The 24,460-nt window shown below is 54.0% G+C and carries 18 protein-coding genes and 5 pseudogenes; 11 read left to right on the top strand and 12 right to left on the bottom strand.

Features of this window, described 5'->3' with window-relative positions:
* Positions 1-55: 55 nt before the first annotated feature.
* A pseudogene (locus BM348_RS22075) lies at positions 56-300 on the top strand (transposase); the annotation flags it as partial.
* Positions 301-658: 358 nt separating this feature from the next.
* Positions 659-1,756 carry a tyrosine-type recombinase/integrase gene (locus BM348_RS19235; RefSeq protein WP_092907540.1) on the top strand — a complete coding sequence of 366 codons (1,098 nt, stop codon included), beginning with the start codon at positions 659-661 and terminating at the stop codon, positions 1,754-1,756.
* Between the two features lie 34 nt (positions 1,757-1,790).
* On the opposite strand, the pseudogene BM348_RS22525 reads toward BM348_RS19235, so the two are convergent.
* Positions 1,791-1,874 (bottom strand): annotated as a pseudogene (locus tag BM348_RS22525) (IS5/IS1182 family transposase); the annotation flags it as partial.
* Positions 1,875-2,531: 657 nt separating this feature from the next.
* Between BM348_RS22525 and BM348_RS21725 the strand changes: the two are divergent.
* Together BM348_RS21725 and BM348_RS19225 are read left to right on the top strand one after the other, a co-directional pair.
* A complete protein-coding gene (locus BM348_RS21725) occupies positions 2,532-2,714 on the top strand; it encodes a hypothetical protein (RefSeq protein ID WP_092907538.1) in 183 nt (60 codons plus the stop codon).
* A gap of 181 nt (positions 2,715-2,895) precedes the next feature.
* Positions 2,896-3,306, top strand: coding sequence for a universal stress protein (locus BM348_RS19225; RefSeq protein WP_092907536.1), 411 nt, complete (start codon positions 2,896-2,898; stop codon positions 3,304-3,306).
* A gap of 356 nt (positions 3,307-3,662) precedes the next feature.
* Here BM348_RS19225 and BM348_RS19220 read toward each other — a convergent pair whose 3' ends face one another.
* From BM348_RS19220 to BM348_RS19185, 8 genes are all read right to left on the bottom strand, one after another.
* On the bottom strand, positions 3,663-4,430 hold the full coding sequence (locus BM348_RS19220) for an SDR family NAD(P)-dependent oxidoreductase (protein WP_092907534.1): 768 nt from the start codon (positions 4,428-4,430) through the stop codon (positions 3,663-3,665).
* 96 nt (positions 4,431-4,526) lie between these two features.
* A complete protein-coding gene (locus BM348_RS19215) occupies positions 4,527-5,885 on the bottom strand; it encodes an anaerobic glycerol-3-phosphate dehydrogenase subunit C (protein WP_092907532.1) in 1,359 nt (452 codons plus the stop codon).
* Between the two features lie 2 nt (positions 5,886-5,887).
* Entirely contained in the window at positions 5,888-7,279 is a 1,392-nt protein-coding gene (gene glpB / locus BM348_RS19210; protein ID WP_092907530.1) for a glycerol-3-phosphate dehydrogenase subunit GlpB, read from the bottom strand.
* Positions 7,269-8,963: an anaerobic glycerol-3-phosphate dehydrogenase subunit GlpA gene (gene glpA, locus BM348_RS19205; protein WP_092907528.1), complete on the bottom strand. Its 1,695-nt coding sequence runs from the start codon at positions 8,961-8,963 to the stop codon at positions 7,269-7,271. Before glpA ends, glpB begins: the two co-directional genes overlap by 11 nt.
* Positions 8,964-9,041: 78 nt before the next feature.
* Positions 9,042-10,091, bottom strand: coding sequence for a hypothetical protein (locus tag BM348_RS19200; RefSeq protein ID WP_092907526.1), 1,050 nt, complete (start codon positions 10,089-10,091; stop codon positions 9,042-9,044).
* Positions 10,092-10,314: 223 nt separating this feature from the next.
* A complete protein-coding gene (locus BM348_RS19195) occupies positions 10,315-10,731 on the bottom strand; it encodes a GlcG/HbpS family heme-binding protein (RefSeq protein WP_092907572.1) in 417 nt (138 codons plus the stop codon).
* A gap of 22 nt (positions 10,732-10,753) precedes the next feature.
* A complete protein-coding gene (locus BM348_RS19190; RefSeq protein ID WP_092907524.1) occupies positions 10,754-11,401 on the bottom strand; it encodes a class II aldolase/adducin family protein in 648 nt (215 codons plus the stop codon).
* A 57-nt stretch (positions 11,402-11,458) separates the two neighbouring features.
* Positions 11,459-12,532 (bottom strand): 2-hydroxyacid dehydrogenase, encoded by a 1,074-nt coding sequence (locus BM348_RS19185; RefSeq protein WP_092907522.1) that lies wholly within the window; start codon positions 12,530-12,532, stop codon positions 11,459-11,461.
* A 298-nt stretch (positions 12,533-12,830) separates the two neighbouring features.
* On the opposite strand from BM348_RS19185, the gene BM348_RS19180 reads away from it, so the two are divergent.
* From BM348_RS19180 to BM348_RS19165, 5 genes and pseudogenes are all read left to right on the top strand, one after another.
* Positions 12,831-14,369: an FGGY-family carbohydrate kinase gene (locus BM348_RS19180; RefSeq protein ID WP_092907520.1), complete on the top strand. Its 1,539-nt coding sequence runs from the start codon at positions 12,831-12,833 to the stop codon at positions 14,367-14,369.
* Positions 14,370-14,437: 68 nt separating this feature from the next.
* Positions 14,438-15,589: a galactonate dehydratase gene (gene dgoD / locus BM348_RS19175; protein ID WP_092907518.1), complete on the top strand. Its 1,152-nt coding sequence runs from the start codon at positions 14,438-14,440 to the stop codon at positions 15,587-15,589.
* 66 nt (positions 15,590-15,655) lie between these two features.
* Positions 15,656-16,417 (top strand): IclR family transcriptional regulator, encoded by a 762-nt coding sequence (locus tag BM348_RS19170; protein ID WP_092907516.1) that lies wholly within the window; start codon positions 15,656-15,658, stop codon positions 16,415-16,417.
* A gap of 922 nt (positions 16,418-17,339) precedes the next feature.
* Positions 17,340-17,559, top strand: a pseudogene (locus BM348_RS22520) (hypothetical protein); the annotation flags it as partial.
* A gap of 294 nt (positions 17,560-17,853) precedes the next feature.
* Complete coding sequence (locus BM348_RS19165; protein ID WP_245779551.1) at positions 17,854-18,516, top strand: tyrosine-type recombinase/integrase; 663 nt, start codon at positions 17,854-17,856, stop codon at positions 18,514-18,516.
* A gap of 245 nt (positions 18,517-18,761) precedes the next feature.
* Here BM348_RS19165 and BM348_RS19160 read toward each other — a convergent pair whose 3' ends face one another.
* The 3 genes and pseudogenes from BM348_RS19160 to BM348_RS22070 form a co-directional block, all read right to left on the bottom strand.
* A complete protein-coding gene (locus tag BM348_RS19160) occupies positions 18,762-19,535 on the bottom strand; it encodes an IclR family transcriptional regulator (protein ID WP_092907514.1) in 774 nt (257 codons plus the stop codon).
* Between the two features lie 412 nt (positions 19,536-19,947).
* Positions 19,948-20,761, bottom strand: a pseudogene (locus BM348_RS19155) (IS5 family transposase).
* Between the two features lie 91 nt (positions 20,762-20,852).
* Positions 20,853-21,241 (bottom strand): annotated as a pseudogene (locus BM348_RS22070) (IS1595 family transposase); the annotation flags it as partial.
* 770 nt (positions 21,242-22,011) lie between these two features.
* Between BM348_RS22070 and BM348_RS19145 the strand changes: the two are divergent.
* Both BM348_RS19145 and tcuA read left to right on the top strand, forming a co-directional pair.
* The gene (locus tag BM348_RS19145; protein ID WP_139231250.1) at positions 22,012-23,016 is read left to right on the top strand and encodes a Bug family tripartite tricarboxylate transporter substrate binding protein; all 1,005 of its coding nucleotides are present in this window, start codon (positions 22,012-22,014) and stop codon (positions 23,014-23,016) included.
* A gap of 22 nt (positions 23,017-23,038) precedes the next feature.
* Complete coding sequence (gene tcuA / locus BM348_RS19140) at positions 23,039-24,457, top strand: FAD-dependent tricarballylate dehydrogenase TcuA (protein WP_092907510.1); 1,419 nt, start codon at positions 23,039-23,041, stop codon at positions 24,455-24,457.
* Positions 24,458-24,460 lie beyond the last annotated feature (3 nt).

The following is a 24,460-nucleotide window of genomic DNA, read 5'->3' as shown; positions in this document are numbered from 1 at the left end:
CTAATACTCTCAATGCACGGTACTCGATCGTTTCATCTCAGCGGGAACGATCTGCGAGTATAGTTCGCGCTGGAGATCGAGAGCGGCTACAAGAGCATCAAGCGATTCATGGCGGCGACGACATTGAAGAATTTCGTACTGCGGTTCTTCTACTTCGCGTTCGCGTGTCTGCTGTACTCGATTTGGCGAGCAGTCGATCTACTCGTACAGGTGGAACTGACCGGAGAGTACGAGCATTCGCCCATTGTGACAGCCGACAATACGCTTACCCTGTTGAAGAAGGAAACCGGAATCGGGTAGAGAAGCACTCATTCTAGGTTAGCGTGGCGTCTGAGTGGCTACACTGTTCGTGGCCGCGAAAATACTCCGAACTAGTTTTCATCTCAACAAGAATACCCGTTGGGAGAAGGATCTAAAGCAGATTCCGCTCGTCGATTCGTCCGAAACCACGCATCACAGCCCCGCTGAACCCACTGTAGTCTCAACTTGCAAGGAACTCATTCTATATCGCGATATAGAATTTATATCCTGCATATCCGGGAGTAAATGGCTTCTACCCTCAGATATCCTGCAGTATCGCCCCTATGCGATCCACTTCGTTAAACACCAGTTTAACCAAGTGGATTTTATGTGGGTCGACACTATACCCCACAAGTGAATGTCTGGATCAACTGATCGACGGGCTGCTCGCGGGGGGACGAGCGTCAAGGAGGCGGTTTCGCGCTATCTCGGCTCGCTGGACTCGGGCGGCTCTCGGTCGACGATGCGGTCACCGTTGACCGAATTCGCGGACTTCTGTGATCAAGAGGGGGTACAGCGAGTCGGCGCACTCGAGACGAACACGCTCCGCGAGTACGGAATGTATCTTCGCGAGCGTGCCATCGACCAAGAGCTGGCAGCGTCGACGGCGAATACATACTTTAACTACGTGCGCGCGTTTCTCTCCTTTTGCGTCCGCGACGAACTATTAGACACGAATCCGGCAAATACACAGCGCGCAGAAGAGTTCCTCCCCGAGGACAAAGGCGATCGCAATCGTCAGTTTTGGGACCCCAAACACCGCCAGCAGCTCATCAATTATGTCACCGAACGCGTGGACCTAGCCCTCGAGGATACGATCGATGTCTCTCGCGAAATCGCCTATCGAGACCGAGCGATCGTGGTTTTGCTCGCCGATGCTGGCGTTCGTGGCGCTGAACTGTTCCGCGATCCGCGCGACGACGCCCGCAACGGCGTGACTTGGGGCGACGTCGACCTCGAGAACCACTCTCTTGAGGTATTCGGGAAATCCCGTCAGTACGAGCGCGTTGGGCTTCCATCGGCCGCTCGAGACGCACTCGATCGGTATCGGCGCGTTGCTGAGCCGCCGACTGACGCGTGGCCGATCTTTCCAACTGGGCACGCTCCCTCGAAATATGCAGCGTATCGTGAGGTGACTGGGAGAGATCTGGATGAGAATGTCGATATTGACGATGCGCTCCGAAATGCTGAGATTCCGCCGCCAGCACTCACGAAGGCCGGTGGTCGATCAGTGATGAAACGGCTTACACAGGAAGCTGGTATCGACCTTGAAGACGGCGAGTATTTGAAACCGCACGGCGCGAGACGGGCGCTTGGAGCAGAGCTCTACGAGAAGGGCCACTCTGAACTTGCGCAGTCGGCACTTCGGCACAAATCAATCGAGACGACCCACGAGTCGTACTCCGACATTCAGGCCAAGGATGTTGCTCAGGGGATTGATGAAGTACGAGAATAGAAGGATTTGCTCTGTTGAATAGATGTTGCGTCGGTTACAGCGGCTTACACAGTGATTCTATGTTGATAAGAGCGAACATCAGGACGATTTCACGGAACTGTCGATACCAACCCAGCGCTAATCACTCCGACGCGAACCTCTTCGACGATCATCCCAGCTTCATCCATTACTGCACCTATGCGTACCGTTTGTGGACGTCGATCCCGTGGTACACGACGCTCGGAACGGGACCGCTCATCGCCACCGCACTCTCGTTCGTAGCGTTCGAAGGGTGGGAACTCCTGCTGTTCGACTAGGAGAGCATTCGCGACCCACGTCAGACGGTCAGGAAGGCCGTGTTCGTTTCGATTGCGGGGGTGACGGTCCTCTACGTCCTTGTCGCCATTGCCACGACGAGCCTCGTCAGTACCGCAGTAATACAGTCCCATTCGGAGGCCGCATTGGCGATAGCCGCCGCACCGTTCCTCGGCCAATTCGCCTTCGTTCTAATTTCCGTCGCTGCGCTCTTTCAACTGCAAGCGCACTCAACGCGACCCTGTTCAGTACGTCCCGGCTCATGAACCAGTTGGCGACCGAGCAGCTACTTCCACGGCACCTCGAGAGTTCCGGAGGCGAACCAATTCGAGAACTCGCGATTCTCGGCGTACTTACCCCATCCCTCGCAACGCTTGGGAGTCTCGATACGATTAGCTCATTTGCCTCACTCGTGTTCATCGTAATCTTCGGCCTTATAAGCTATCTGGCGTATCAAAACCGATCTGATACGATTGCATCAGTGGTAATTCCGGTCGTCGGGGCCGGTGGCGCGATCGCAACGGTTCTCGTACTCGTCTGGTACCTGGCAACGATTGAGCCGGAGACGTTCGTCGTCATCTTCCTCCTCGTTCTTGTGATCGTCGTCGAACTGTTCTACTTTGAGCGCGCTCCCATCGAAGAGGGGGTCGAAGACATCGCGTAGTAACTGTAATCGGGCGCCAGAAATGACTACCGCGACGATCCTGGCCGGGAATATACGATGTCGTCCACAGTACGTCGTTTATCGCCGGATTGGGACCAATACAACAACGTATGCAATTATTCAGAAGATACAACCGTGGAGGTATCGGTATTAAGCCAGTGGATAGAGTAGTATTTGTCCAATGACCGAACGAATTCTCGTACCGATTGACGATACCCCGCTGACGGAGAAGGTAGTGGAGTACGCTTTCGAGCGTTATTCCGATGGGGACATCATCGCGTTACACGTGGTCACGATGGCCGAAGATGCGCCTCTCGAACTATCTGACGTCTCACACAGAAACCAGTACGATCCGTCCTCCAAGTTGTTCGAACGTGCTGAGAAAATCGCGAACGATCAAGGACGTCGTATCGAATCCGTCACACTGTTCGGGTCACCAGCGCGATCGATCCTTCAATATGAACGAGAAGAAGACGTGGATGCGATCGTCCTTGGGAGTCACGGTCGGCATGGCATGGAACGGTTTCTTCTAGGAAGTGTCGCGGAAACGGTTACACGACGTGCGCCAGTACCAGTAACAGTAGTTAAATGACTGAATTCATGCAATTCAAACAGTGAAATCGTACAGAATCACCGACCGAGTTTTCGGACAGAGATGACAATCAATGGCTCTGGTGAATCACTATGCGCCGGTGACTTTCGGTAAAATCCCGTCTCTCGAGGTATCACTCTGGAACAATTATGGCTGCAATTTCAAGGGATCCAACGCTGATGAACCGTTGAACGGTCTCGCAGAAACAGAAAAACTATAATCCGATGCAGTATAGCGATTCACCAGACCCTCCTTATTTGAACACTACCCTTCACTGTACCCATAATTCTTGAAGACTGCAACACATTCGATACCAGTAGTGGAGAGTGATAATGCGAATCAAGCGTTGCATCGAACTACAATGCGCTACGGTCGTAGCCCCCGTCGACAGTCAGAACCTCGCCAGTCGTGAACGAGGCGGCGTCGCTCGCGAGATAAACTGCAGTACCTGCGATTTCGTCTGAGTCTGCAACACGATTAAGAGGTGTCCGCTCATCAATAATCTCACGCACGGGAGAACCATCAGCAAGTCTCTCACCAGATAGTTCGGTTTTGACGAACCCCGGTGCAATCGCGTTAACCCGGATGTTTGGGGCCAAGTCGACTGCAGCGGCTCGTGTTAGTCCATTCACACCGCTCTTTGCGGCACAGTACACCGGTCGATTCTCCCGGATCTGTCGACCGGACATCGATGAGATGTTAATGATACTACCGTGGTCCATCGATCGACCAAATATCTGGCATGCCCGAAATACTCCCGTGAGAAATACGTCTATGCCCTGATTCCACTGAGAATCGGTCATTTCGAGCAGCGACGCGTGATCCGTTGCTCCTGCCGAGTTGATCAAGACGTCGACCTCGCCGAATATGTCGACAGCGACATCCCGAAGGTTTTCTATCGAGGTACGATCGCGAACGTCACAGGTGACTTCGGTCGTTTCGGCGCCGATTGATCGCAACTCTTCAGTTATTTTCGTAACGGCATCCTTCGATCGGCTGGTAGCAATGACGTTCGCACCATCCTCGGCGAACGTACGAGCGATTCCTCGTCCGATACCAGTTGTTCCACCAATGATGACGGCGCTTTTGTCAGCAACAGTAACTGCTGATTTTTCGTTACTCATCTCACTAATGGATGTAATCTCAAGGATATTCAGTGTTATGCTCTATCGAGTTTCCAAACACCTCGCACTTGTTAATCGGCTCGTTCGTCAGAGATGTCACTCGACAATTGCGTCTTCGATCAACTGGAGCGGATGCCAGATTTCGTACCCGGTACCATGTTCCATTTGCATCGCACAAGTCGGACATTCAGTCAGTCCCGTCTCACCCTTTGCGTGTTCCATGTGTTCGAACATCTCTTCGCCAATCTTCATGGACGTCTCGTACTTCTCGGCTTTCCAGCCGTAGGTCCCCGAAATACCAGAACAGGAGTCGCCTACGTCTTCGACGTGAACACCGTCAACATCACGGAATAACTCGATTGCTTGACGGTGGAGACCCTGGTTTCGGGCGTGACACGGGCCGTGGTAGGCGAGTGATTGCCCGTCGAGTTCAGCATCCGAGAGCACTCCTGTGAGATCCTCGTGGATTCGAAGGTATTCTATTGCTTCGAACGTATTATCTGCAACATCGTTGATTCGATCAATATCGAATAGTTCGGGGTATTCCTGTCGGAGCGACAGCGAGCACGACGTACACGACGCGATGATGTCCGCCCCGTCATCAATCGCCGCAGCGAGTTCTTCCACGTTCGTCACTGCGTGTCTTCTCGCGTCGGAAAGCATACCGTTAGCAAACATTGGTGTCCCGGAACACTGCTGTGGTGGGACCAGCACCTCGTAGTCGAAGCGCTCAAACACCCGCACCATGGCTTTCGCCACCTCCGGCGTATTGTAGTTCGAGTAGCAGCCATGGAAGTACGCGATCTGTTTGTCGGCATTTTGTACATCCGCTCCACTGCGGTTTTGCCACCATTCCTGGAACGTTTCTGAGGCGAACTTTGGAAACTCCCGTTCTTTCGTGACGCCAAGTGTCTTCTCCATTAGCCACCGAACGGGACTGAAGTTCATCATGAAGTTGGACAGATGGGGGACTTTCGACGCCACTCGAGCCGATGTACGGTAGTTCGAGAGAATTCGATTGCGAATATACTCCCGCGAGAACACCGCCATCTGTTCGTCAACGTATTCACCACGTGCCTCGTTGTGCATTTGCGAGAGCGGTACGTTTGACGGACACGCAGAATCACACCGCATACAATTCGAACAAGACGTGATCGAGTCGTCGATGTCGACGTCTTCCTTTCGCTTAAGCCGCCACTGCTCGGGTCCCTGAAACTTCGGCCCCGGGAACTCTTCGTCGACTTCCGCAACCGGGCACGAGACATCACACGTCGTGCACTTGTAGCAGTCGTCAGCACCGGCGCGCAGATCCAACTCTTTTTCCGGAAACACCTGGGTAACATCCGATTCCTCGTCGGTGAGCGTTGCCTGATCGGCGGATCCACCAGCAGATCCGCTATCTAATGCGTAGGGCTGTGCAGTCGTATCGTCGGTCTGATCAGTGTCGTCAGCCATTGTTAGATTTTCGTCATCTTCAAGTCGGCACTCGAGTCACTAATCGCTGCTGCAGCTTTTCTTCCGGCGACGACGCCGGTCGCCAGCGAAACACCGCTAGCGGATTTCTCGCGGGCGACATCTGCGCCGCCCACCACCGCTCCGGCAGCGTATAGGTTGGTAAACTCTGGATTACCGTCCGCGTCAAGCGGACGCATCGTAGTATCGTGTTCGATTCCAAATCGGGCGTAGAGATGATCGCCGAAAGCATCGTCAGTGAACCAATCGTACCGATCCGACGGTTGCGGGATGTGACAGTCGAATACCGGCTCGTAGACGTGGTCACGGTCAGAATCGATCCCCTTCCCGACGAGCCCGCCGGTCGCGAGCACGAACGTCGCGGCCGTATAGGGGATCTTTCGACCACTCCGCTCGACCAGTACGGACTCGAGTTTGCCCGGTGTCTCGACTGTTGTCTCGTAATCTACGACGGGACACCCCGTCTCGTACTGCACCCCTTCGGTGTCCAGTGCTGCATATAATTGGTCCTCCAGACGGAGTCCAGGAAGGCTCGGTGGCCCCGTCGGAATCTCGAACACGTCTGCACCCAGTCGATCACCGAGGTCGGCGCGAACCTCCTGAGCGTTGTCGTCGCCGAGAAGTGCGGGGAACCCGATACGTTCTACATCGTTGGCGGAAGTCTCGACGGCGTCGACTAAGGCTTGGCGTGCAGGTGTCCCGCCGATGCGCTCGTCGTGATCGAGCACCCTCGCATAACGGGTCACTTTGGCGTCAGCGGGGAACTGTTCGGTAAACTCCACTTCGGCACCGGTTACCTCGAACGGAACGTCGGCAGCTTCGAGGTTGTCCGCGACCATGCGGGCGTCGAAGTCAGTGAGCGACCGGAACCCCACGACGAGCATCGGCCGCTCGTCGCTGGCAATCCCCGCAGCTACCGATCGCGGATATCGAGCCGTCGGCTTTATCGTCCCGCCGAATGTCGGAACGAGCGCGTTCTTCTCCGTGTGTTCGCCCAGATACGTGTCGCCGACGAGATCGTCGAATAACGACAGTCCCGAGCGAAGGGCGTCTTCTCCGAGAACCGAATAGGGATGGTCGTCGGGCAAGGCGGTAAACCCGTCAAACGGTCTGATCAGCGGTCCCTGATACTCGTCACGACTCGCCCGTAGTTCCCGGAAGTCTTTCCGCTCCTGGGAGAGGTACTCACTTTGGTCGTCCGAGCGGGACCGGCCGGGGATGTATCCGAGTCCGTCAGCGAGCCCAGATGCTTGCCGGAGTGTCGTCTTCTTGTGAGAGAGCAGGCGGACATCGGCGCCGGTACGAGCGGCTGCGACGGCGCTCGTGACGCCGGCGAGCCCACCGCCGATGACGAGAACGTCGCTCTCAATCGCCATGGCCGTCCTCCGTTACGTGCCCGGCCTTTTGGGCATCGTACGCACCGTAATCGATATCCACGTCGAAGACGGCTGGATCCGCGTCGTGGTTCATCGTGGTCGCGTGGATCATGTGGTTCAACATCGCTTGCGAGAGTTGTTCGCCCCAGAGAGTGTGACGCTGCCCCTTCCAGCGCTCTTGGTAGAGATTATCGATAGCGTCTCGAGCGGCCCCGCTCCCGTGGTCGTCGTACAATTCAGCACCCATCCGATGGGTACAAAACCCTCCTTGACAGTTCCCCATCGAGGCTCGAGTCTGTAGTCTAACACCGTTCAAGTCTGCACCAACTCGGCTGATAGCGTCTCGAATTTCTGCGCGAGTAACACCCTCACATTCACAGACAATTGGATTCGCCCCATCGATATCAAGCACCGCTGGTGTGCGATCGCCGAGTCGCTGGCGACTTCGACGGGCGATAGGTGAGCGCAAGTTGAACTTGTCCATGTACTCATCGAGAAGAGACGGATCGGAGCTTCCCGGAAGAGGTTCCTGATGTGTTCGGCCGTCGACGTCGACATCGAGAGAGTCACATACGTGGTTGGTAACGGATTCGGCCATTTCGCGGTACGTCGTTAGTTTCCCACCGACGATCGAAACGAATCCCTCGACACCGTCGCGTTCGTCGTGGTCGAGCACGAAGTAGTTCCGCGTGACGTCGCCGGGATCTGACGTCGATTCGGGATCCGGGTCATACAACGGTCGTACGCCCCAGTACGCCCGGATCATACGTGCATCGGCGACAACTGGGACCATCTCCGAGGCGATGTCTATCATCATGTCGACTTCCCACTGTTCTTCGGGATAATCGTCCGGGTCCTCGATGGAGTCGTCGTTGGCGCCGAGGAGAACGGTCGTCTCGTGCGGGATGATCGTGTCTCCTTCTCCTTTCGGGAGGCAACGGTTGATCACGGTATCTAGTTGCCGGACGTTCGTGACGACCATCGCGCCTTTCGAAATTGACATCTCTAGTTCGATACCTGCCATTGCTGCCAGTTGTCCGGCCCACGCGCCGGTAGCACTGACGACGAAGTCAGCTTCGAGCGTTTTGGTATCCCCTTCGGATCCTTTGCCTAGGTAGTTCGGCCCCTGACGCTCGATTTCGACGCCAGTAACAGACCCCTCGTTGACTAAGACGTCGACGACTTCCGTGTGTGTTTCGACGGTCGCGCCGTGGTTGACCGCGTCGGAAGCGTTTGCAACGCAGAGTCGGAACGGATCGATTGCACCGTCGGGAACCCGTATCGCTCGTTTTACTTCGTTAGAGAGATAGGGCTCACGTCGACGGGCCTCTTCTCCTGAAATAACGGTCGTCGGGATGTTACACTCCGCACAGCCTCGGAGTTTCTCCTCGAAGTACTCGTCGGGATCACCCTCGAGTTGGACGAAGAGGCCACCAGTATCTTCGATGCAATGACCAGCGATGTCTCGCAGTATCTGGTTTTCTTGCATGCAGTCAATAGCGCTTTCCTGATCGCTGACGGCGTATCGACCACCGCTATGGAGGTGGCCATGGGTACGGCCCGTAGTCCCCTCGGTGAGATTTCCTCGTTCGACGAGCGTAACGTCGAACCCCCTCATAGCGAGATCACGGGCGGTTCCCGTACCAGTCGCTCCGCCACCGACGACGACGATTGAATAGGGCATGGAATCACAAAATACCACGAAGACGATGATTATAATTGTTGTGTTTGGTTGTTCTGAAATCCGCCGACTATAACTTCGTTACAATGCGGGAATCCATGCGCTCCCCGGCAGGATACCGAGTACGTTACACACCGGGATCAGGAAGGTCCCGAAGACAATGGCTGCAGCGGGCGGATCCAAGTGTGTGTCGCCGTGTGCGTAGAAGACCCGTTGAAACAGTTCACCGAAAAGCGCACACACCGCACCGAATGCGGCTCCGACAGTGACGACTCCGAAAAGTGAAACCGACGAGACTGGATCAGTCCCAGCGAGGGCAAACACGGCGGTGCTCGCCGGGAACGTAATATGGTGTGTGACTGGGAAGTTTTCGTGACCGATACTCAGGAATACCAGCGAGGCGGCACTGATCCCGAACGGGAGGAACACGCTCTCGCTCGCGTACCCGATGTACGCGCCCAGAACGCCCACGACGACGCCGAGAAGCGCTACGTTGAGCCACTTGTACTGTTGGGGAAGCCACGGTTCGACGACGTATCGTTCTCCCACAACGCCACCGTCGGTAGCAACGGCATCTGACGGCCGTCGATCTTCCCGTTCGAACGGCGTCATGTTGAGCCATCCCGTGGCGGGAGTACCGACAACGTCGTAGCCGAACACGATGCGGTGGAGTACAGCTGACAGGACAACGCCCATCGCAACCTGGTCGAACGGCATTGAGAAGGCGACGAGCGCTTCGACCATCACATACCCAGCAGCTCCGAACAGTGCACCGACCGCGAGTACGTCCGGCTTTGTGCCGAACGCGTAGTTGATGTTTTTGGCTTGATGGTAGTCGTAGTCCGTGTCCATGTATCCCTGCTTTGCAGCGTACGCCGAGGCGGCCGCACCGGCGGCGAAGCTGATATGAGGTCCGAACACGGGACCGAACGCGATCGAATCGGTGATCATGATAGTCGCCGCGTCGCCACCGGCTGCAGCGTTTCCACCTAGATTCGCCGCCTCTCCGGCAATTACCATGAATCCAGTGAAGATGAACGCGGGAAGGCCCCCGATCGCTGCTCCGAACGCGCCTCCAGCTACGGCCAGCAAGAGATACTCGAGCGACCAGATCGCCATGATATCGACCATCTCACCTCACCTCTCGAACGTCGACTTCTCGACTAGGCGGGCTGTGCCGATATCGCTGTTTTCGGTCTGTAGACTCGTCTTGTCCGATCTGCGGTCTTTGATTATTTATCATCTCTAGCTCCGGATCAGACATCAAATTGCTACATTATAAATATAACTATTAATAAATGATGGGATAGTAATTACTATTCGGAAAACTGCTCACCAGTTGCGCTGGTGGCCGTCAGTGCATCCCTTCGAAGGCGTCGACGCCCGCTTCAGCGACGGTACGGTCTTGTTCAACTGCGCCGCCGCTGACGCCGATGGCGCCCACAATTTCGCCATCGTGAACGAGAGGATACCCGCCACCGAATACGACGAGCTGATTATCGTCCGTGGTCTGGAGCCCCCAGAGCGACTCGCCGGGCTGGGTCGCCTTCGCGAGTTCGTGAGTGGGCATGTCCAGAGCGGCGGATGTGTATGCCTTATTGCGGGAGATGCTCACCGATGCGAGCCAAGCGTTGTTCATCCGCTGCTGTGCGACGAGGTTCCCTTCGGAATTGACGACAGTGATCACCATCGGGTTATCGATGGCCGCTGCCGCATCTTCAGCTGCGTTGATTACTTCCTTTGCCGTCTCGAGTGTGATCGATTGAACCATTGTGTATTTACTGTGTTTGTAGTCAGTGATCCTGTCCATAGTCCGCGAACCGATCAAGGAGCGTGTCAATCTCTTGATCGGGCAAGATGTTAGGCTCGCCCACACTGATCGCCTGGTAGTGGATGCGAGCGCAGTATTCAGTCATCAATGCGACTTCGAAAGCTGCTTCGACTGACTCTCCGACTGCGAGTACGCCGTGATTCTCGAGCAGGCAGGCGTTGTACTCTTCGCCGAGCGTCTCGAGAGCTGTCTCGGCCAATTCGGCTGTTCCGTAGGTTTCGTACGGAGCGACAGGTACCTGATCACCGACAAATGCGATCAGGTAATGTGAAGCGGGAACCGGCTCGCCGAGGCTGGCGAACGTGCTGGCATACGGCGAGTGTGTGTGCACCACGCCGCCAACCTCGCTCCGCTCGCGTAGTACGTCGGTGTGCATCCGAAACTCGCTGGAGGGAGCGGGCTCACCGGTGACCTGTTCGCCGTGCAGGTCAACGATCGGCACGTCCTCCGGCGTAATTTCGTCGTAGGGTATCCCAGAGGGGCTGATCGCAACGTGATCGCCCGACTGGGCGCTGATGTTACCGCCCGTTCCTTTGGTAAGCTCCTGTTCGAGCATCCGCTTTCCGAGTTCCGCCACTGCGGTCCGTTCTTCCGTGAGTTCTTGTACCATTGATTTCATCGTTGTGAACTGTCACCGTGTCCACGTCGGTGTCTGTCTGCGATTCGGTCAGGTCTCGTCGCCAACGGTTAGTCCGGCGAGCGCCTCTTCGTTTGCGACGTGTTCGGGTTCTCGTCCCGCGAGGAGCGCCGCGATATCGTCAGTCAGCATCGCAGCGTGGCGATTCACGACTTCGTGCGCGGCGCCTGCGATGTGAGGTGTCGTCACCACGTTCGGCAACTCTAGGAGCGGGTGGCCGTCGGGGAGCGGTTCTCGGTCATACACGTCGAGTGCAGCGCCTGCGAGCTGGTCATTCCGAAGCGCGTCGACCAGTGCGTCCTGCTCGATGATTGCACCGCGGGCAATGTTAACGAAGTACGCATTCTGCGGCATGAGATCGAACTCCGCTTCGCCGATTAGGTTACGAGTCGCCTCGGTCACGGGACAGTGTACCGTCACGATATCCGAGCGCTCACAGAGTTCGTCCAGTTTGACCTTCGTGACGCCGTGTTCGGCCATCGCTTCAGTGTCGACAAAAGGATCGACCCCGAGCATTTCGACGCCAAACCCGTCGGCACGCTGGGCAACGTTCTGACCGATTGCACCCATGCCGACGATTCCAAGGGTCTTTCCCTCGAGTTCCGGCCCAGCGAGTTCGGCGTACGGCGACCCCTTCGCGATGCCCCACGTAACATCCTCCCGCTCGCCACCGCCTGCTGCGTCGGCGACCGGTTCGCCTGTGTACGTTTGAGTGTGGAGCAGATGATGGCTACGGGCGATGTTCCGTGTCGATGCAAGGATCATTCCGACGGTAAAATCGGCCACGCTAACCGCGTTCCGCTCGGGCGCGTATAGGACGGGAATCCCGCGATCCGTCGCGGCATCGATGTCCACATTGGCCTCCGGGCCGCCGCGGGAACAGGCGATCACCTGCAAATTTTCGGCCGTATCCATCACCTCGGCTGAGACACCCTCGTACCCGACGACAAACACGTCGACATCCTCGAGGAGAACTTCGAGTTCGGACTGGGATAGTCGCTCGGATCGCTCCTTGATCGGTCGGTAGTCGATCACCATACCGAGGTCGTCCTGCAGTCTGTTCAAGTTCGCGTCGTCGAAATTCGCCGTGACGAGTGCTTTCATTCGTTTTGTTCGGTGATATCAGACGGGTTCCGTAGACCGCCGTGATTTTCCTGTCGAGTAGCGGTTTGCTTTCTTTCGTAGTCGGTCACCACGATCGATCGCCTCGACTACTTGACTCTATGCCCTGCACGTTAGGCTCCCTATACAGTGTTCCGTTGTTGCGGGTCTTTCGCAGCGCTTTGGTATTCCAAACCACACATAATAAATGTTTTTGTTAGTTGTTTTGAGAACACGGAGAAGCACGTGAAGAACGGGTGTGACGGGAAAATTTATTAGTAATGATTTATACTGCATATGCATGAGTCACATACTCATAGGTGTAGATGCAGGTACGACTCGGATTAAATCAGTCGCGTTCGACCTCGACGGGAATGAACTTCACCGAGCTGCGAGGGACAACTCCCTCCAACAACCGGAGACCGGATGGGTAGAGCAGGACATGGAACGGACGTGGACGCTGACGACCGAGACGATCCGAGATGTCGTCGATGCGTTGGACGACCCCGATACTATCATCGGTATCGGAATGACCGGACAGGGCGACGGCTGCTGGTTGATTGACGAAGCGGGCGATCCAGTTCGCAATGCGATCCTCTGGAACGACGGTCGTGCGTCGAAGTACGTCAACGAGTGGGAAGAATCTGGTGTCGCACCCCTCATCGCTAACATCTGCGGTAGCGATCTGTTCCCTGGAGCGCCGCTGCCGATTCTCCAGTGGCTCGCTGACGAGGAACCCGAGTCCATCGAACGCGCCGAAACTGTCTTCTGTTCGAAGGACTGGCTCAAGTACCGTCTCACGGGAGAGCGAACGACTGATCGGAGCGACGCATCGCTTCCGTTCATCGACATCGAAACGGGAGAGTACTCGGATATCGTTCCTGAATTAGTTGATGTTGACGGTCTTGACGAGATGCTTCCCCGTCTCGAGTCGGCGTCGGAAATTATTGGTAATGTGACCGGTGAGGGCGCTGAAGCAACCGGGCTTCCGGCCGGTACGCCGGTCGTTTCGGGTGCGATCGATATCGTTGCGTCGGGGATCGGCAGCGGTGCCGCTCAGAAGGGCGATAGCTCTTCGGTCGTCGGAACGACGTCGCTCAACCAGCTAATACTCGACGAAGCACCCGAGGAAACCGAGGGAACGGGCTTTCTCTTCGCGGTCGAAGACGACTTCTACGTCCGGGCAATGGCATCGATGGCCGGCACACCGAATCTCGACTGGGCGTTCGAGGAGATCGCTGGCGGACAGGACTTCGCCGAAATCGTTCCTGACCTCGAGGAGATTCCGATCGGTTCGGATGGCGTACTCTACCACCCCTATCTCAGTACGTCGGGCGAACGTAGCCCGTTCCTGGAGACGTCGGCTCGGGCGCAGTTCCTTGGAATGTCGCCGGAACACGATCGGGAATACCTGCTCCGTGCCGTCTACGAAGGCGTCACGCTGGCGATGAGAGACTGCTTCGAACACATGGCTGGTGATCCCAATAGGATCCTGATCAGCGGTGGCGGCGCCCGCTCGGACTTCTGGTGCCAGATGTTCGCCGACTGCCTCGATACGCCGATTTCCGTTCCAGTCGGCGATGAGTTCGGCGCAAAAGGCGTCGCGCTACTTGCTGGTGTCGCCACCGGAGTGTACGACGATATCCCCTCTGCCGCAGAGAAGACGACCACTGTTGACCGGACGTACGAACCCCGACCTGAGCGCGCCTCGCAGTACGACGAATGGTACGAATACTTCAGTGACTCCTACGAGGCTATGTTCGAGGTCTGGAACGCTCGGGAGGATGCGCTAGATCGGATCGATGGGATCACCGTCCCCACGACGTCCGACACGAACTGATTTTCACTCTGTTTGGACACCCGCTACTCGGGACAACTACCATTAGTGTGGAGAAAATACCGTCTTCTATGGAAATAATCGACTATGAACTGTTCGAAGTGCCTCCCCGGTGGGTGTTCCTTAAGCTTGAGACCGACACTGGATTGGTCGGGTGGGGAGAACCGATCGTCGAAGGACATGCGCGAACGACGATTACGGCAGTCGAGGAGATCATAGACAATTACCTTCTCGGGAAGGATCCTCTCGAGATCGAACGCCATTGGCAGGCGATGTACCGCGGTCGTCATTTCAGGGGGGGTCCCATTCTCATGAGCTCGATGGCCGGTGTCGATCAGGCACTTTGGGATATTAAGGGCAAGCACTATGGCGCACCCGTGTACGACCTTCTCGGTGGCAGGGCCCGAGACCGGATCCTTACGTATCAGTGGATTGGCGGCGATACACCCGAGGAGATGAGGGAAGCCGCGGAAACGGCGGTCAACAACGGATACACCACCCTCAAAATGGCGGCGAACTCTCAAATTCGCCGAATCGACTCCCCAGAGGTTGTCGAGGAGATTACGAACCGTCTTGCTGGCGTTCGTGATGAGGTAGGGAATAACATTAATATCGCTGTTGACTTCCGCGGACGAGTAACAAAGGGAATGGCCAAGTGGGTAGCATCGAAGCTAGATCCGTACGATCCGATGTTCTATGAGGAGCCGGTACTCCCCGAACACTTCGATGTTCTCCCACGGATCGAGTCACACACAAAGACGCCCCTTGCCTCCGGCGAGCGCCTGTACTCGCGCTGGGAGTTCCAGCAGACCCTCGCGAACAGCCAGGTGGATATCATCCAACCGGATCCGTCGCACGCTGGCGGTATCACCGAAGTCAAGAAAATTGCCGACGCTGCCGAAGCCGCCGATATCGCTGTCGCACTTCACTGTGCACTCGGTCCGATAGCCTTCGCCTCGTGTCTTCATATCGCGGTCGCTACTCCGAATGCGTTCGTTCAAAGCCAGAATCTCGATATCCACGATCACAATCAGAATGATCTCCTCGCTTACCTTCTCGACCCGGGTGTATTCGGATTTGAGAACGGCTACGTCGACGCACCTGATGCGCCCGGACTCGGTATCGATATCGATGAATCGTTCGTACGGGAGCAGGCCGATACACAATTCGACTGGCAGAACCCAATCTGGTACCACGACGACGGTAGTATCGCCGAGTGGTAGCCGGCCACAATACCTCTTTCGGAATAAGAGAATAATTCTTTAGGCCCTCGCGTATAGATCACTACTATGACTAACAAAGAAGATACGACAGTGAAAGCGACTGCTACCAGTGTGCGTCTAATTGAAGTGCTCCTCGAACACAATGGTGCGACGATCACTGAACTCGATGACCAAGTAGCGTTTTCGAAAAGTACCATCCACAATCACCTAGATACGCTCAAACAGCTGGGTTTCGTGATTCGCGATAACTGGACCTATCGAGTTAGTCTTCGCTTCCTCCAAATAGGCGGAATCACGCGAAATCGCCATCCGCTCTATCGAGCGAGTGCCACGGAGGTTCGTCAGCTTTCGACAGCGTCACGACTGGTCGCAAGTCTGGTCGTAGTGGAACGCAAGACGGGAATCTGCCTGTGCACAGCGGCAAGAGAAAAAGCAGACGAACCTCCCATCGAAATGGGCGACACCCTTCCATTACACTGTACTGCGCCCGGAAAGGCACTTCTTGCGGCGATGAGTCCAGAAGATGTAGACGCAATCATTGATCAAAACGGCTTGTCGGAGTATACGGGGAACACGCTGACGAGCCGGTCGGATCTAGACGAGGAACTACAGGACATTCGATCTCGCGGGATTGCTTTCGACCGAGAGGAGTGGCAGGAAGATGTCCGGGGAATCGCTGCGGTCATCGATGATTCTCAAAGCCAATTGGGAGCGATCAGTGTTGTGAGTTCTGCTGATACAATGTCCGGGAAGCGGTTCCAACAGGATATCCCGGGGTTAGTCATTAGTTCGGCAAATAGGATTCAGAAGAGGATTCGATCTCAATAGCATGTCGTCGTTCTATCAAGGTGGGAAAGTGGTGAACCGACTATAGACACACCGAAACGTCATCCAGAGACGATTTTCATGAAATCAGTATTCTAATTTCTCCTACACCGATTTTTCTCTCTGCTAATAAGTAATAGCAACCGATCGGGCGGGTACCTTGTCGTACTTTATCAACGATGATCTTAGAATCGATTCTGTTTACCGGATCCAAGTACTAATTGAAGGACTTTGAAGATAATTCTGCATAGGCGAATAATCATTATTATGGGGTTGGACCGATTGGTGATAGCTCGGATCAACGAATAATGGTTTTTGTTGTCACAGTTCAATGCAACAGTCTTCCGAATCAAATTACGATAGTATGTGTGTAAACCACCTGTCGTCGAGGAGTCGCTTAGCGAATAATTCGGCATTGTCGAACTTAATTGTCCAGATTAGCAGGTTCCAGCGGTATGAGACGACCATGATTCAGCAGTGGCACACCGCTATTTGGAAATAAATTCCGATGTATTGCTTCTGATTGCAATTTTGAATGTTTCTATCTAATTTGATGCCCCCTCTTCTAAAATCTGAACTTATATCAATCAAATACTGTATAAAAGTATACTTTACGACCACTGGGATACACAGTGTTGACGATATTATGTTATTCAGAAGTTCCGAAAGAAAGCGAGCAAGATAGTTAGGATGATACTCAACGTCAAATTCTCCTATAGTATTAATTAGAAGTAATCACTCGGTTTTGGAATTTGAAGTTGGCCGAGAGTGAAATCGATCGGAGTTATCAGATCAGCAGATGAGTTTAAAATGGTTTCTACGAGCCGTTTGGCGCTGTCTCCCGCATATCTCGATTAAGTTCAATTCCGATGAGTATAATGTAACGTCCGAAGTCGAGGTTGTCAGGACCACTAGGTCTGTGACAATTGGGTTCGTGACCTTGCCGATGTATTCGACCGATTAAATCCAGCGGAAGAATGTTGGAGGCAGCTACACTCTGCTCTCAGCAACCGTTTTTTGATCCACTCTTCGAGTTGTCGACCGTGATCGATACCACTACTATCAGCTCAATTTATATGAAATTATTTCTAACTCTACATGGCTTCCGACTTCGCACCCGGGTTTCTAGCAATGCTCCTCGGTAATTATATGAGCATCGTCGAGTGGCCTTTTTCGTAGCCGTGATAGCGCGTCGCGTCCCGTCGAGTGAAACTCTGTGAGCATTACACCGACCAAAATTTGATAGCGTTGACGACGAATACGTACTTCAAGTACGTACGTGCGTTTCTCTCGTTTTGCGTCCGCGACGAACTGCTAGACACCAATCCAGCAAATACACAGCGTGCAGAAGAGTTCCTCCCCGAAGACAAAGGGGATCGAACCGCCAGTTCTGGGACCCCAAACACCGCCAGCAGCTCATCAACTACGTTACTGAACGTGTGGATCTCGCCCTTGAGGGTACGATCGATATATCTCGCGAAATCGCCTATCGCGACCGGGCGATCGTGGTCCTGCTCGCTGGCGCCGGCGTTCGTGGCGCTGAACTGTTCCGGGATCCGCGTGATGACGATCGGAACGGGGTGACCTGGGGCGATATCGATCTCGAGAACCACTCGCTTGAGGTGTTCGGCAAATCCCGCCAGTATGAACGCGTTGGTCTTCCGTCAGCCGCTCAAGACGCACTTCAGCGATACCGTCGCATTGCAGATCCGCCGATCGATGACTGGCCGATCTTTCCTACTAATCATGCTCCCTCGAAATATGCAGCGTATCGCGATGCAGTTGAGGAGGATCCAGATGCAGATGTAGCTATCGACGATGCCCTTCGAAGCGCTCAGGTTCCGCCGCCAGCACTAACGAAGGCCGGTGGTCGATCAGTGATGAAGCGACTGACGAAAGAGGCTAGTATCAACCTAGAGAATGGTGAGTATCTGAAACCCCATGGTGCGAGACGAGCGCTTGGAGCTGAACTCTATGAGAAGGGCCACTCCGAACTCGCCCAATCAGCACTTCGGCACAAATCCATCGAAACGACCCATGAATCGTACTCCGATATCCAGGCCAAAGATGTTGCTGACGGGATTGATGAGGTACGAGAGTGAAATCACCAATCAGAAACCTCGAGTAATTATGCTTACCGAAGGCAAATGCACCAGACACCCATTAGGTGTTCGACGTGACCTATCCTTTCAATCCTAGCCAAATTCACGCTCAATTGGCCTGCTCATCACAAAGAGATTACGAACTTTGACTGAATCCCTCATACTGATTACACTCATACCGTTGTAATTCACACCTGAGACTCTGCCCCCATTCGTACCCGTATTATGGTCAATTGAATAATTGATTACTGATACTCCAGATCGAGTTCTATTTCGTTTACGACTGCAAGAACAATATCTGGAATCTCTTGTTCAAACCATTCTCCTTTGAGCCGATGGGCCGGGCCTGAGAGACTAATTGCCCCAAGTGGCTGACCACTACTTTGGGAACGGATTGGTGCCCCAATTGCTCGAAGACCACTAATCGATTCTTGGTCGCTAATTGAATATCCTCTATCCCGGATAGTACTCAGCTCTTCTAGTAATTCTTCGTAACTGGTAATCGTATGTTGAGTGTATGTCGGAGTTCCCCACTGGTTGAGTATCTGCTTTACGCGATCCTCTGATAAATGGGCAAGAATGGCTTTTCCTGCAGAGCTCGCATGAAGGTGGACTACCTTCCCAATATGTGCATCTACCTGGACAGCATTTTGTCCGATAGATGTGTGAATATAGTAACCTCTCCCATTTTCTTCAACAATAAATTGGACGCGTTCGCCAGTCTGTTCTGCTAATCCCTCCAATTTCGATATGATCAAATCATACTCCGGTTTTCTCATCCTAGCATAACCACCTTTATTCAAAAATTCCAATCCAATGTGGTACTTCCCGTCCTCATAGACGAGGTATCCATTATTCGTGAGAGTTTTCACATATCCATGAACAGTACTTTGTGCTAAGTCCATCTCTTTTGCAAGAGATTCAATCGACATACCGTTTTGCTGCTGGATAATGTCAATCAGTTCAAAAGCAGTCGTGAGAGTTTTGAGTTGACGGCCGGAAGACGTATTATTGGCCATATTATATAATCACAATAGGGGCATATATATATTGTGAATCTCGATATTTCTACTCGTATCCTTAAACAACCTCGCTCTGAAGCGCTCTAGCTCCGTTATTTCCAAACGCAATCGATTCACGATATGTGTCGATATAATCGGTCATCTGGGATACTCGCTCATATTTTGACTGTAATATATACTACTCTTGCTGTTCTGTTGCCTTGTTGAATGCAAGACAGCGTCTGGATAGGGTCAATTTCCACAGGATCAAAGCGTCGGAGACGAGTTTTTGAACTCAGAAGATGCAGTAACCACTACTCACGGTGGCTGCTGAAGCGTCAAAACTATCGTATCTTGCTCCATTGGTCCAGTGACGACGGCAATACCTCTTCCGGATACATCCGGAGAAGGGGGAGCAGGCGGCGAACCCTTAATTCGCCGCCTGCGTCAGGTTACGCACGATGCACTTCCGTGTCAGCTCTCGGAACTGGCCGTGCCAGCTTCGGAAGCGGAGCTTCTCGCCGTCGTCTTCCTTCAGCTGCGAGAAGCCGGTTTCACTCATCCAGTGCTGGTTGTAGTCCTCGTTCATTCGAGTGTTGTGGGACTTCTGCAACGGTTTCTGTTCTCTGTGCTTGATCAACGCGCGTTGAGTCGGAGCGGCATTCCTCACGAAACTCTCCCCACGAGTAGTTCGCGTCAGCAGACAGTACGCGCAGGTCTTCCGCTGGAACGCGGAAGACCTGCATCCCGATATGGTCGTCCCACGCCTTCTGTCTCGTGTAGTGAACGTCCTTGATCGCTAGCGAGTTCACGTCGATCAAGCTCGTCGTCTTCATCGACTGAAACGAGTAGTTCGCGCGGTCGCGGTAATGATGGCTGGTTTGATCACGCTGGAAACCACTCGCGTCAATTGCGGCTTCACCACTCCAGCCCGCCTGCTCCGCACGTCGGCGGAGCAGGCGGCGGAGTTCACGCATCCGGTAGTCTTGTTCCCACCGACAGAACGAGCTGTAGTACGGTGCCTCGTCGAGTCCGAACACAGCGAGGACACCGGACATCTCATTGAGGTGGTCTTCCGTCTCGCGAAGGCTCTTATCCAATTTGACGCGGTACAGAATTAACGCGATCTGCACCCACTCGGTGTACCCGTCCGCGCCGTCTGGCGCGGCGGGTACGTCCGGATCGTCAACGTGCTGTTTGGCAAGGTCTCGACACATCCGCGCTAGCCGTCTGAGAGATGCCATATCGCCAGACGGCGTCCATTTCCCGGTTAATCTGACGGAAAATCGCCGTAAAAGTGTCTGAGACTGTCGTCACTCGCCGGCAAAACAAGGCATCGTAACTTCCTCGTCCACGTTTCGACAGCCACCTGAGCGCGACAATTGATCCCGCTCGGAGTATTTCTTCCCGGTAGGAACGTAGAACTTATTAATTTCAACTGAACCAACTAGATCGTCCCGAGGCAAGCCGAGGGCTTCGTCGAAACGTTCGACGCGACGGTGAAGCGAACAACACGAAACATCAAGTTCACCGTCTAACTGGCGGATAATCATCGTGAACCGGAGTAACGAGTAGAACGTGAACAACAGCTTATAGAAGCCAATCCTCGCGTGTGCGAAGACCATCTTCGTATTGTCGTTGAACGAGCGTCCACGATTTTTACAGCGATGTCGTTGATACACTCGAGGTCCTTCATGCTTGATCACTGATTCAGATCGGCAGCGCGATCACTCGAGGCTCTCACGGCACTCGCATTCTGGCAGAAGACTTCAATTGGGAACATATAGACTGATGCGTCAACAGCACCCATGTCCGCTACGCTTTCACAGCGCCACCTCTGTTCGACCCCCGCCGTACTTCCGGAGAGCGTTCATCATTAAGCGGTAGTAGATAGCGCGCGATATTAATTCAGTATGCTTTCCATCGAATACTACCCGCACCAGTATATTACGTCCCTCTGGGAAATGCATCCATGTTTATTCCTGAACTATAATATATGTTAATTATGTGCGGCATCGTGAATCGTCAAAATTCGCCGATTTTGGGCTCAAACCACCGCTAATCCGAAGATTAACGATTCAGAGATCGTTACTACAGAGGTTTACTCTCACTATTTCCATAGAATAATTCACAATACCTGAGTAAACCTATATGCAATTATTAGTCTTATAATAGCGCTCATAGTACCGCTACGGATCAAAAGTGGCTCTCGAATCATTCACATTATGTGAATATTCCAGAGGTCGCTTATGAGAGTGTAGTATACCAAGATAATTGGCTCAATGGCTCGCCGCGGGAATGTAGAATTCTTCATGATGAACATATCGTCCTGAGGGAAAATCTGACTTGGCCTCCCTAGACGTCCATAAAACGTGACGAACCGAAGTGGAGATCAAAATCTCTATGGTATCACTCCTCGTGAATTCAGTCGTTGGTAACGGATGGCACCCCAATTCGATAACCTTAATAATGATGAATCCAACGCTCGGAGCGTATGGCACGTGACAACAACGTCGCCACGACGCGTCGTGGATTCATTACTACAACCGGAGCTGGCGCCGCAGCACTAGCGGGCTGCAGCGCGCTCCAGCCTAGCAGTGGTGAATACCCCAGTCAAAGCATAACCTACATTGTTCCCTTCAGTCAGGGTGGTGGTACCGACACCTACGCTCGGAAGATTATGCCTCAGGTCTCCAACGAAATGGACAATGGGATCGCAATCGAAAACGTACCCGGGGCTGCCTCGCTAAAAGGTACTTCCGAGATATTGCGCGCTAAACCTGACGGATACACTTTTGGTGGATTCAACCCACCATCCACGCCGATTTCTTATCTCGTACACCAGCCGGAGTGGGATATCACGAACGGAATGCCGGTCTGTACGTATGCCCGGACTCCCTATGGCATCTTCGCAAATCCCGAACACAACATCGAGGGCCTCAAAGATCTCATTGAGCGGTATCAGTCCGGAGAGCTCACGCGATTTGCAGGGCTTGGCCGTGGTGGCATAGTCAACCTCGCTGCCATCGTGATGAAGAATGAGTACGACCTGAATTACGAGCAATACGTCGCTTACGACGGTGCTGGTCCTGCAATTAAGGCAGCCGTTTCTGGTGAAGTTCCTGTCGTTGCAACCACCGACACTGCCGCACAGAGCGCCGTCAAATCAGGCGATCTTGAGGCTGTCTCCATTCTCTCAAGTGATGGAAGCTCTGTTTTCCCTGAGGCCCAATCCCCGTCGGACTCTGGGTTCAGTAGCATCGACTACATCGGTCAACTCACTCGGTGCATGTTTTTGCCGCCCGAAACGCCGACTGATATCCGTGATACCCTCGCAGAAAGTGTCAAGTCTGCACTCCAGACTGATGAAGTTCAAACTTGGTCGGAGGAGACAGGAAACGCTGTCGAATATGGTTCACACGAACGTGCTAAAGAGGCTCTAGAGGACTCTATCAATACGATACCGGACAGAGTTGATATGTCTAAACTCCGCAGCTAACAATCCCAAACCACTCATCACAATGAACGCATCTGGCTACACTGACACGCACGAGTATGAAATCGTTGTTATTGGCAGCGGTACCGCTGGCCTCACGGCTGCACTTCGTGCAGCGGAACTCGACCGCTCTGTTGCCGTCCTCGAGAAAGCTCCTCGTGAACGTCAAGGAGGGCACACTCGATTCAGCGAATCGTTCCGTGTCCCCTCCGTCGGGACTGATCTTGATCAGTACGGATTCGAGTTCGATATCAAAGACTACACTGTCGACGAGTTTTACGAGGATATTCTCGACCAGACTAGTGATCGAGCAGATCCTGACCTCGCTCGCTATCTCGCTGAAAATGCTGGTGATACCCTCGAGTGGCTCACTGGCTCAGCTGGCGTTGACTGGCAGATGGAACCGCTCGCCGTCGGCTATACGGTGGCGCGTACGTGGTTCGATGGCGAAGAATACGTCAATACCGTCACCGAAGCTGCTGAAGATGAAGGCGCAGACTTCTTCTTCAAGACTGAAGCGCGCGGTTTCCACCGAGACAAAGATGGTCACGTGGTCGGAGTGGACGCGATTACCGATGACGGCCTTGTCCGCTTCGAGACTGATGCCGTTATTCTTGCCGCCGGTGCATACAGTTCCAGTGACGAAAAGCGCGTCCGATACTATGGACGCGACTATGATGCGATGAAGGTACGCGGTAGTCGGTACAACACCGGCGAAGCGCTTGAAGCAGCCAGTGACGTCGGTGCCGATCTGGTTGGTCAGTGGGGCGGCGCCCACATGGCACTCATCGACGCTGCGAGTCCGGATGTCGCTGGTGGTGCAAACCGCGTCGATGGCTATCAGTACGGTGTTATAGTGAACGACGAAGGAGAACGGTTTGTGGACGAGGGGCAAGACGCTCGTGCACATACATACGCGAAGTTCGGCCGTCTGATCTTCGAGGAACCAAATCACGTCGCATACATTGTGGTCGACTCGAAAGTTCACGACCTCCTTCGTGCGACTGGGCCATCGGATCCTATCGTCGGGGATACTCTCCCAGAGGTTTTGGCGGAAGTCGGCTGTGCCGATCCCGAGACGGCAGTCGAAACGATAGACAAGTACAACGCTGGCTGCGACCCCGGTGCGTTCGAACCAGAGGTTCTTGACGGGAACAAAACGACCGACGTTGCACCCCCGAAGACGAACTGGGCACTTCCCATTGACGACCCCCCCTACTACGCATACGCAGTCACTGGTGGCATCACGTTCAGCTTCGGTGGTGTTCGTACAAACACGCATGCAGAAGCCATCGACAGTCGTGGCGAGACTATCCCTGGACTCTACGCTGCTGGGAACAGTACTGGTGGGTTGTTCTTCGACAACTATCCTGGTGGAACAGGTCAGATGAATGCAGCCGTGTACGGAAAAACTGCGGCCGAGTCAGCTAACAAATTCATTTAAGAA

Source organism: Halostagnicola kamekurae (assembly GCF_900116205.1).
GTDB lineage: Archaea > Halobacteriota > Halobacteria > Halobacteriales > Natrialbaceae > Halostagnicola > Halostagnicola kamekurae.
This window is presented reverse-complemented; position numbering and strand designations above follow the sequence as displayed.